Annotated in this window: 9 protein-coding genes; 8 read left to right on the plus strand and 1 reads right to left on the minus strand. The window is 45.5% G+C overall.

The genetic code is table 11. From position 1 onward, the window contains the following. The 8 genes from ACWB0I_RS01795 to bcp all read left to right on the plus strand — a co-directional run. Positions 1-426 (plus strand): RsmD family RNA methyltransferase (locus ACWB0I_RS01795; protein ID WP_479386319.1); only part of this gene is annotated, 426 nt, incomplete at its 5' end. Further along, positions 416-928 carry a pantetheine-phosphate adenylyltransferase gene (gene coaD, locus ACWB0I_RS01800; protein WP_479386320.1) on the plus strand — a complete coding sequence of 171 codons (513 nt, stop codon included), beginning with the start codon at positions 416-418 and terminating at the stop codon, positions 926-928. The genes ACWB0I_RS01795 and coaD, both read left to right, overlap by 11 nt. Next, a complete protein-coding gene (pta, locus tag ACWB0I_RS01805; protein ID WP_479386321.1) occupies positions 915-1,895 on the plus strand; it encodes a phosphate acetyltransferase in 981 nt (326 codons plus the stop codon). Before coaD ends, pta begins: the two co-directional genes overlap by 14 nt. Positions 1,896-1,918: 23 nt before the next feature. After that, positions 1,919-2,158 (plus strand): FmdB family zinc ribbon protein, encoded by a 240-nt coding sequence (locus ACWB0I_RS01810; protein WP_479386322.1) that lies wholly within the window; start codon positions 1,919-1,921, stop codon positions 2,156-2,158. A gap of 31 nt (positions 2,159-2,189) precedes the next feature. After that, positions 2,190-3,497, plus strand: coding sequence for a citrate (Si)-synthase, eukaryotic (locus ACWB0I_RS01815; protein ID WP_479386323.1), 1,308 nt, complete (start codon positions 2,190-2,192; stop codon positions 3,495-3,497). Positions 3,498-4,267: 770 nt separating this feature from the next. Beyond that, the gene (locus tag ACWB0I_RS01820; protein WP_479386324.1) at positions 4,268-5,866 is read left to right on the plus strand and encodes an MFS transporter; all 1,599 of its coding nucleotides are present in this window, start codon (positions 4,268-4,270) and stop codon (positions 5,864-5,866) included. Positions 5,867-5,998: 132 nt separating this feature from the next. Continuing rightward, entirely contained in the window at positions 5,999-7,903 is a 1,905-nt protein-coding gene (locus ACWB0I_RS01825; protein WP_479386325.1) for a tetratricopeptide repeat protein, read from the plus strand. A gap of 1 nt (position 7,904) precedes the next feature. Then, the gene (gene bcp / locus ACWB0I_RS01830) at positions 7,905-8,381 is read left to right on the plus strand and encodes a thioredoxin-dependent thiol peroxidase (protein ID WP_479386326.1); all 477 of its coding nucleotides are present in this window, start codon (positions 7,905-7,907) and stop codon (positions 8,379-8,381) included. A gap of 763 nt (positions 8,382-9,144) precedes the next feature. Here the strand turns inward: bcp and ACWB0I_RS01835 are convergent. Then, the coding region (locus tag ACWB0I_RS01835; RefSeq protein WP_479386327.1) for a deaminase at positions 9,145-9,336 on the minus strand (192 nt) is incomplete at its 5' end.

Raw genomic sequence — 9,336 nt, forward strand, 5'->3', positions numbered from 1 at the left:
GTAGACCTGTTTTCAGGTAGTGGGAATTTGGGCATAGAGGCATTGAGCCGCGGCGCCAGACGCGTCATTTTTGTAGATTCGTCTGACAGCTCTTTGTCTGTTTTAAAAGAAAACTTAAATGCCATTGGAATTCCGGAAGAACAGTACTCTATTATTAAAAGCGATGCTATCCATTTTGCCAGAACCGTTGATTTTCAAAGCGAATTATTGTTGTTAGATCCACCTTTTAAATATCTGGAACTACAGGAATTGATCGATCGCCTGGTGGCCTCGCCCCTGATGACCCAAAAAAGTGTACTGGTCGTGGAACATGAGACAATAAACCCTGTAAAAATGGAAAGCGATCGTTACGAAGTACTGATTCAGAAAAAAATGGGAAGAAGTTTAATCAGCTTCATTGTGAAAAAGGAAGAAGATGAAGGATAAAAAAATTGCACTTTACCCGGGCACTTTTGATCCCATCACTTTAGGGCACATCGATATTATTGAACGCAGTTCGCGGCTGTTTGATGAGATCATCGTTACTCTGGCTATCAATCCGGCCAAAAAACCCCTGTTTAATGTCCATGAACGCATGGAGATGATCGAGGATGCAGTTAAGGATTTTTCCAATGTGCGTGTGGAAAAATTTGATGGACTGATTGTTGATTTCGCCAAAAAAATGAATGCTCAGGTCATCATTCGCGGCTTACGGGCCATTACCGATTTTGAATATGAATTCCAGATGGCTTTGATGAATCGGCAACTATCCGATGAAATTACCACCGTTTTTCTGATGCCTCATGAGAATTTTACCTATTTAAATTCGACAATTATTAAAAATGTTGCTAACTTTGGGGGGGATATTGAAAAATTTGTAACAAAATTTGTTGAGCGGAAACTAATAGAGAAATTAGCAAAGAAAGGGAAGCGGAATGGACTTTATTGAAAAGATTAGGAGCAAGGCCAGCGAAACCCGTAAAAAAATTGTTTTACCAGAAGCTTTCGACCCCCGTGTATTAAAAGCCGCCAGAATTTTGAAAGATAAAAATCTTGTACACCCCATACTTTTGGGGAACCCTGAAGCGTTAAAAAAGATTGCCCGTCAGGAGAATATCGAAATCGATGATCTGGAAATTGAAGACGTGGCTACTTCGGGGAAAGTGGAAGGTTTTGCCTCTGAATTTTTTGAATTGCGAAAACACAAGGGCATAACCATGGAACAGGCCCGTCAAAGTGTTGAAAATGTGCTCTATTACGGAGCCATGCTTGTAAGAAGGGGCGAGGTAAGCGGTGGAGTAGCCGGCTCTGTGGCTACTACGGGTGATGTTCTGAGGGCCGCTATTCAGGTGATTGGCATGAAACCAGGCATCAAAGCCGTGTCCAGTTCTTTTATTATGGTACTGAAAGATGGGCGGGAATTTGGCTTTGGAGATTGCGCGGTAATTCCCAATCCGGATGTGGATCAATTGGCCAGTATTGCCATTAGCAGTGCAACGACCTTTAGAAAGCTGGTTGGCGAAGAGCCACGCATCGCCATGCTTTCCTTTTCTACTAAAGGCAGCGCCCAACACGAAGATGTGGATAAGGTCATTCAGGCTACCGCCAGGGTAAAATCTTTGGCGCCAGAATTAAAAGTGGATGGTGAATTGCAATTTGATGCGGCTTTGCTTCCGGAAATTGCCCAGCGTAAGGCGCCGGGTAGTCCGGTTGCCGGAAAAGCCAACGTATTTATCTTCCCTGATCTGGATGCCGGAAATATTGCTTACAAAATAGCCGAACGCCTTGGCGGAGCAGAAGCCATTGGTCCGGTTATTCAGGGCCTGGCCAGACCCTTTAATGATTTGTCGCGTGGTTGTAGTGTGGATGACATTGTAAACGTAGCCTGCATTTGCAGTCTTTTAGCAGTGAGTTAGCACTCAGAAGGAGGTGATTGACGATGCCGACCTATGAATATATTTGTAGAAATTGTGGTTACGAATTCGAAGAATTTCAGAGTATTTCGGCAGAGCCCATTCGAATTTGTCCCAAGTGTAAAGGACGCGTAGAACGAAAGATTAGCGCAGGCGCCGGTCTCGTTTTCAAGGGATCAGGATTTTACATTACGGATTACAAAAATAAAGACAATAATTCAAAAAGCAGTCAGCAAAAAAAATCCTCAAAAAAATCTGATTCATAATCTTTTAACCTTTTAAAGAAAGGGGATAGGTATGTCTAAGCTTAAACAAAAGTTAGCAGAAAAAATTCCTTCTTATCGTGAAAGAGTTACCAAACTCATGAAGGAATACGGCGATGTTGTCGTTGATCAGGTGCACATTCGTCAGTTTTATGGTGGGATGCGCGGATTAAAATGTTTGACCACCGACATTTCTTATCTGGACCCCAACGAGGGGATTCGCTTCCGCGGCTACACCATTCCGGAAGTTCTGGAAAAATTACCCAAACCAAAAGGCGCTGAAATGCCGTATGTTGAGGGCCATTTCTATTTGCTTTTAACCGGCGAAATCCCGACCGAAGAAGACATTCAGGATGTGGTGGAAGAATTTAAAGCCCGAAATCGCGTGCCACATTACGTGTACGATTTATTACGCGAAATGCCGCGCGACACTCATCCCATGACCATGTTTTCTGCGGCTATTCTGGCCATGCAACGTGAATCGGTCTTTGTAAAACGCTACAACGAAGGCCTTTCCAAGATGGATTATTGGGATCCTTTTTATGAAGACGCTTTAAATCTATTGGCCAAATTACCGGAAATTGCCGCCTACATTTACCGGATGAAATACAAAGCCGATACGCCCATTGCTTCCAATCCGGATCTTGATTTTGGCGCTAACTTTGCACACATGATGGGCATTGACCATCCGTATGATGAAGTTGCCCGTCTCTACTTTATTTTGCATAGCGATCATGAAAGCGGTAATGTGTCGGCCCATACTACCCATCTGGTGGCTTCTGCTCTTTCTGATCCCTATTATGCCCTTTCAGCGGGTATGAATGGTCTGGCTGGCCCGTTGCATGGTCTGGCTAATCAAGAAGTATTGCGCTGGATTCAGCAGGTAATGGACAAAATGGGCGGAAAATTGCCTACCAAGGAAGAATTGAAAAAATTCGTCTGGGATACATTGAATGCCGGTCAGGTAATTCCTGGTTATGGACACGCCGTTTTGAGAAAAACAGATCCTCGCTACACAGCACAGCGTGAATTTGCTTTAAAACACCTGCCGGATGATCCCATCTTCCAACTGGTTAGCATGCTTTACGAGGTTGTGCCACCTATTCTGCAAGAACAGGGCAAGGCCAAAAATCCATGGCCCAACGTGGATGCACATTCTGGATGCATTCAATGGCATTATGGTGTTCGCGAATATGATTTTTACACAGTGATGTTCGGAGTGGGCCGGGCCATTGGCGTTTTGAGCAATATTGTTTGGGATCGCGCTGTGGGCCAGGCCATCGAGCGACCAAAATCTCTGACCACGGATATGCTGGAAGAAGTCGCCGGAATCAAAAAGTAATCGTGAATTCCTCCTTCCTAACGAAATCCGGGTGTTCTTTGAAAGACACTCGGATTTTTTTTGTTTCCAACCTGCAATGCTTATCTTGAGGCAGGAGAGCCGCAACGAAAAACATTTCTGTGGGGATTTAAACAACCACAGAGAACATCCGTCTGGCAGCCGGAGAGGCCAGCCAGTACGGCAAGGCGCAGCCTTACAGGTCTTGCCGCTGGTTAGAGCGAAGTGGAAATCTCTATTTTTTGAAACAGGTAGAGAAGTAACAAAGACAATTAATTGCCCTCACCTCATCGATTCCCCTCTCCCAGAATAAAAGTCTGGGAGAGGAGGAAGGTCTGTGGGAGATTTTCTACCATGGCCCTATTCACCATCAATGGGAATTCAGTGTGTCAGCTTGATGTTCATTTAACCATTCAACAAAACAGCAATTTAACGGTTTTACATTCTCTCACAAAACAAAAATTTACGAACGCTAAAGTAGTAAACCGTTGAAACGGTTTACTATTTCGGCCCGTTGGGAAGATAATTGTTTTGTGTGGTTTGTTTTACCCGCCGTTAAAACGGCGGGCTAATTTCGTTTTGTCCCGACGGGACTTTTTAACTATTCAGCCTTACTGCTATCTTTGCTTCTGTGACTTTTGAAATACCTCCACCTCCTGGGCTTTTATGATTTTTCTGCTACAAAAATGCGTTATTCTCTTTTTTAACACGCCATAAATCCGTATATTTAAACCTTTATTTTGAAATGCAGGCATTAAGCAAGGAGATTTACTATGGATGAAGTACAGGTTGATGAAGTGGTAGAAAAGAAATCCTTGGGTCAGGCTATTAAAGATGCCTTTAAGGAACTGGGCGAGACCTTTGTGGCTTTTGTCAAAGCGCCCAAAGCCCTCTGGGGAATTAATGTGCCTTACATTATTGAGGGGCTGGTCTATTTTGGCATTCTTACTATTCTCGGCAAATTTTGTTCTGAGAATGTGTCTTTAACCGATCCACAGGCTGGCTGGGTTTACAGCTACGTTACCGGAGGCATTACCTTTGCCATGCTCATTTTAGGAGGAGTATCCGACAAACTGGGCGTACGCCTCTCATTGATCATCGCCTTTGGAGTTATGTTCATTGGTCGCGCTCTGGTCGGATTGTCCGGCACCATTCCTCTGGGCTCGGGGCTCGGTTCGCCCATGTTTTTTGTCATGTTCTTTGGGCTTACCTTAATGGTTCTGGGCTACGGCCTTTACCAACCCGCCAGTTACGCCGGCGTTAAACGCTACACCAATCCCAAAACAGCGGCCATGGGCTACGCGGTCATCTATGGTCTGATGAATTTGGGCGCCTTTTTTTCCGGATTCATTTCTCCGCTGGTTCGGCACCGCTTTGAACATATTTTACCACCCAATGGCTTGCCCGCCGTATTCTGGGTTTACGCATTACTGACCTTTGTTTCCTTATTGATCACGGCACTCATCCTTACGAAAAAGACAGACCAGCAGGCCGTTGAGCAAATTGCCAGAGAAACCGCGGAAATGTCGGAGCCTGTGGAAGAAGGTGAAGAGACCAGAGAGGAAACAACCCTCAAACAAAAGATCAACAATATCCCCTTTACCATTTACACCCTGAGTACCCTGGCCTTACTCTTTTTGGTAGTGATGATCCGTAATGATAAAGTGCAATTCAATCTTTTATTGGCCAGTGTTTTACTAATCGCCAGCTTTGTGCTATCGGGCTGGGAATACTTACGGCATCGACCGGATCACCCGTTCAGAGATCTGCGTTTTGTGGCATTCATTTTTATGCTCATTCCCGTGCAAACCCTTTTTGCCCACAACTGGTTGACCATTCCATACTACCTGGACCGCGCTTTTCATGGTTCGGTGGTCAGCCAATATTTTGAGCTGTTTTCCAACATTAATCCCATTTTGATCTTTGTGCTGGCGCCGGTAGTTGCCGGTTTAACCGCCTCGCGCAACATTTACAAGATGATGATCTACGGCACGCTGGTCATGGCGGCGCCTACCTTTTTACTGTCCTTTGGGCCCAATGTCATCTTCTTCCTCACTTACATCTTAATAATGTCCATTGGCGAGGCCATGTGGCAACCCCGCTTTTTACAATGGATTGCCGAAATCGCGCCCGAAGGAAAGACCGGAGCCTACATGGGTATTGGTCAGCTGCCCTGGTTTTTAACCAAAGTTCTTACCGGACTCTACTCAGGTTACTTTGTGGAAAAGTACATTCCCCGACCAGAAACCGGTTTGCCTGAACATTCAGGGAAACTGTGGTTCATTTACGGCTTAATCGCCATCTCTTCCACCGTCTTTTTATGGTTGGCCAAAGGCTGGATGATGAAAGGCATGAAACAAAAATCGTCCTAAAAGCGATGATTCGGCCCTAAATTTATGGGCCATTTAAAGGAGGTCTTTTCGCCTGGTCGAACCTTTGCGCCCTTCTTCCCGGACCCGGGTCCAGGTAGAAGGGCTTTATTAAAAACCGGTTAAATTTGACTTATGAAAAAATTTATTTTCTTTGCAAGCCTGTTTCTGATTCCTCTCTTGTTTTTAAGTATGGCCGAACTTTCCCTGCGCCTGCTTTCTTACGGAACCTCCTACCCCCTTTTTAAACAGGAAGGCGATTGGATCGTAATTAACAGCCAGTACCCGAAACTGTTTTTCGGACGCTTCGATGCGGCCGCACCCGAATTGATTGAACACAAATTCAGGGCCCGTAAAGAGAGCAACACCGTACGCATTGTCTGTTTAGGTGGCTCCACAACAGCCGGTTTTCCATTTGAAATCAACATCAACTTTCCGGTGTTTCTGCAATGTTTTCTGAAGAAACAATTCCCGCACAAAAAATGGCAGGTCATTAATCTGGGCATTTCCGCGGTAAATTCTCAGGGCGTGCGTTTCATGGTTCCGGAGGTGTTAAAGCTCCATCCCGATCTGATTCTCATTTACATGGGGCACAACGAATTTTACGGGGTTTTTGGGCCGGCTTCCGCCCAGGGCGCCTTCTCCAATCCCCTTTTAGTACAGGGATTTTTGAGATTAAAACACTGGCGCATCTATCAGCTTTTAGAAGAGATCATCTACCGTTTGGGGCCGCGCAAAACCAGCTCTGGAACCACCCTGATGGCCCGCACAATCAAACAAAACAACGTACCATTCAACGGCCCCCTGTACAAAAAAACACTCCGCCATTTTCAGCGCAATCTTTCGGCCATTTTGCAGACTTTCAAAGAAAAAAACATTCCGGTTGTGCTCTCACCGCTGGTCAGCAATCTTAAAGATCAGCCACCTTTAGGGGCCGACGCTTCACAAATACCATGGCCCGATTTACCCGCCCTTCAGCGCGCCTTAGAACGCGAAGACTTTGGCGCTGCAAAAACAATGCTTAAGCAGGCCTTGAAACAGTTTCCGCAAAATGCACTTCTGCATTTTCTCCTGGGTAAGGTTTACTATTACTTTCAGAATTTTGAATTGGCAAAAAAGCATTTTGCCCTGGCCCGCGATTACGATCCCATCCCTTTTCGGGCACCTTCAGCTATTAACCGGATAATCCGACACCTGGCAGGACAATATCATCTGGAGCTGGCTCCAACCGATAGCCTGTTTGGTCGCCATTCAAAACACGGGATTTACGACAACACCCTTTTTCTGGAACATCTTCATCCCAATGAAAAGGGCTATTGGCTAATGGCCCACGCTTTTGCCCGGCGGGTAAGTTCAATCTTGCGCGCTAACCCACATTGGTCGGCCGGCCCCTCCTGCGCGCACTACACGGAATTAGACCTGGCCATCGGAGAACAAAAAATTGTACAGCTGGTAGCCCAGGCGCCTTTTTACGGCAAAAGCGGTTTTTCGGCCCGTACGTTTGATCCTCCACTCATTCATGAGCTGGCCAACCGACACAACAAAAAACAGTTGTTGTGGGACGCCGCTCATTTCCAATTAGGCGATTATTATCTTGCCCATGATTTAATGAATAAGGCTTTGCGGGAGTACCATGCCGTTCTGGCCTATGATTCTACACATTTAACGGCTTTAGCGCGCATCGGTGACGCCTATTTTAAGGAAAGAAAGTTTGATCTGGCCAGACAGTACTATCAGAAAGCAGCGGCCCTGCATCCCGGAGCAACCTTTGTAAAAGCCAAACTGGCCCAGACTCAGTTTCTTTTGGGGAATGTTGCCCGGGCTTTAAACGTTATTAATCGAATCACGTATCATCCACTTTGGATGAAACAGCTGGATAGCCAGCAACAAGTCGCATTGCGTTATCTACAGGCTGTTTCTCTGGCGCGTCTGGGCCGGACCCAGGAAGCCAGAAAGGTTTTAAGAAGGGTGTTAGCGCTGGCGCCCGAATTTAAGGCGGCCAGACAATTGGCAGAACAATTAAAACAAAAGGAGGAATAAAATGTTAGAAACAGGTGTACAGGCCCCGGATTTTGAATTGCCGGATCAGCACGGCAATCGGGTTAAATTATCCGATTTTAAAGGACAATGGGTCGTGCTCTATTTTTATCCCAAAGACATGACGCCCGGCTGCACCACGGAAGCCTGTAACTTCCAGGAGAGTATGCCTAATTTCAAGAACCTTAAGGCCGTGATTCTGGGAATCAGCAAGGACTCCGTGGAACGTCACAAAAAATTTGCTGAAAAATATCACCTTCAATTTCCGTTGTTAAGCGATGCCGAAGACCATGTTTGTGAAACTTACGGAGTTTGGGGCGAAAAAAGCATGTATGGTAAAAAATACATGGGGATCACACGCTCTACCTTTTTGATCGATCCGCAGGGCAAAATTGTCAAAGTTTACCCGAAAGTAAAAGTAAAAACGCACCATGAAGAGGTCATGAAAGATTTACAGGCGCTTAAGGCCCAGAATCAGTAATGAGGGGATCGGACCTACAAACAGTTGATTGAAGGCAGCAAAGCCACAATCTTTAAATAACCGCAGAGAGCCAGGAGAAGGCACAAAGGGCAAAAAAAAATTTTAATTAAAAATTACGAATTATTTTGCGAAGGGCCAATTGTGCCCAGGCGGTGAAGGCCTGGCCGGTCTGTCTTTCTGAATTCCGCTTCAGACGTAACTCGAGCTTCAGCTCGATATCTCCAATGGTAGTTTGAACTCCCCCTGGCCCCGATTTTCGTGGAGAAAGTGGCAGGAGGTGAGGACGAAAAAGACGAAGCCTGTTTTAGCGAAGCGGAAATCCCGATTCTCGGGGACAGGCCATTCAACAACTTTACTTCCTCACATAGCACAAAAATTTTCGCCTCCCGCCATGGTAGGATAGACCTTTTAAGGGGAATAATTTAAAACCTTATTTTGCATAATCTTAACGATCTGGCGGTTGACCCTGGGCGGTATTCAAAGAATCAATAAAATTCTAAGGCAGCAAAGCCGCAACCAAAATTAACCGTAGAGAGCACAAAGATTTCGAAAAAAAATTAAATTTATTGACTTATAAGGCGAAAACTTAACAAAGCTGAACAATTTGCTCCCCCTTCCCTTTATTAAAAAAAGGGAAAGGGGCCGGGGGGTTAGGATCTTCAGTACAAAAATTTTCGCACGCTAATGCATTACATCTTTTGAAGGAAGTATTCTTATCCACTGGAATTTTCATTCATGCCCGGGGTTTCTCTGGGCATTGTTTTTATTGATTATCGTAGGTTTCTACGCGATCTTCCCTAACCGCCAGTTCGATGCCTGCCTTTTTGAACAATTGGCGTGTTTCCTGCCCGGCATGGTAACGGCGTTTGGCCACTACCTTTTTAATTCCCACACTGATGATCAGCATGGCGCAAACCCGGCATGGTTCCATGGTGCAATACAGAGTAGTACCCTC

The organism is Caldithrix sp., assembly GCF_056497305.1.

Excerpts from the sequence above, each read along its gene's own strand:
- ACWB0I_RS01820 (WP_479386324.1), top strand. The coding sequence starts at position 4,268 with ATGGATGAAGTACAGGTTGATGAAGTGGTAGAAAAGAAATCCTTGGGT.
- ACWB0I_RS01815 (WP_479386323.1), top strand. The coding sequence starts at position 2,190 with ATGTCTAAGCTTAAACAAAAGTTAGCAGAAAAAATTCCTTCTTATCGT.
- bcp (WP_479386326.1), top strand. The coding sequence starts at position 7,905 with ATGTTAGAAACAGGTGTACAGGCCCCGGATTTTGAATTGCCGGATCAG.
- pta (WP_479386321.1), top strand. The coding sequence starts at position 915 with ATGGACTTTATTGAAAAGATTAGGAGCAAGGCCAGCGAAACCCGTAAA.
- ACWB0I_RS01825 (WP_479386325.1), top strand. The coding sequence starts at position 5,999 with ATGAAAAAATTTATTTTCTTTGCAAGCCTGTTTCTGATTCCTCTCTTG.
- ACWB0I_RS01810 (WP_479386322.1), top strand. The coding sequence starts at position 1,919 with ATGCCGACCTATGAATATATTTGTAGAAATTGTGGTTACGAATTCGAA.
- coaD (WP_479386320.1), top strand. The coding sequence starts at position 416 with ATGAAGGATAAAAAAATTGCACTTTACCCGGGCACTTTTGATCCCATC.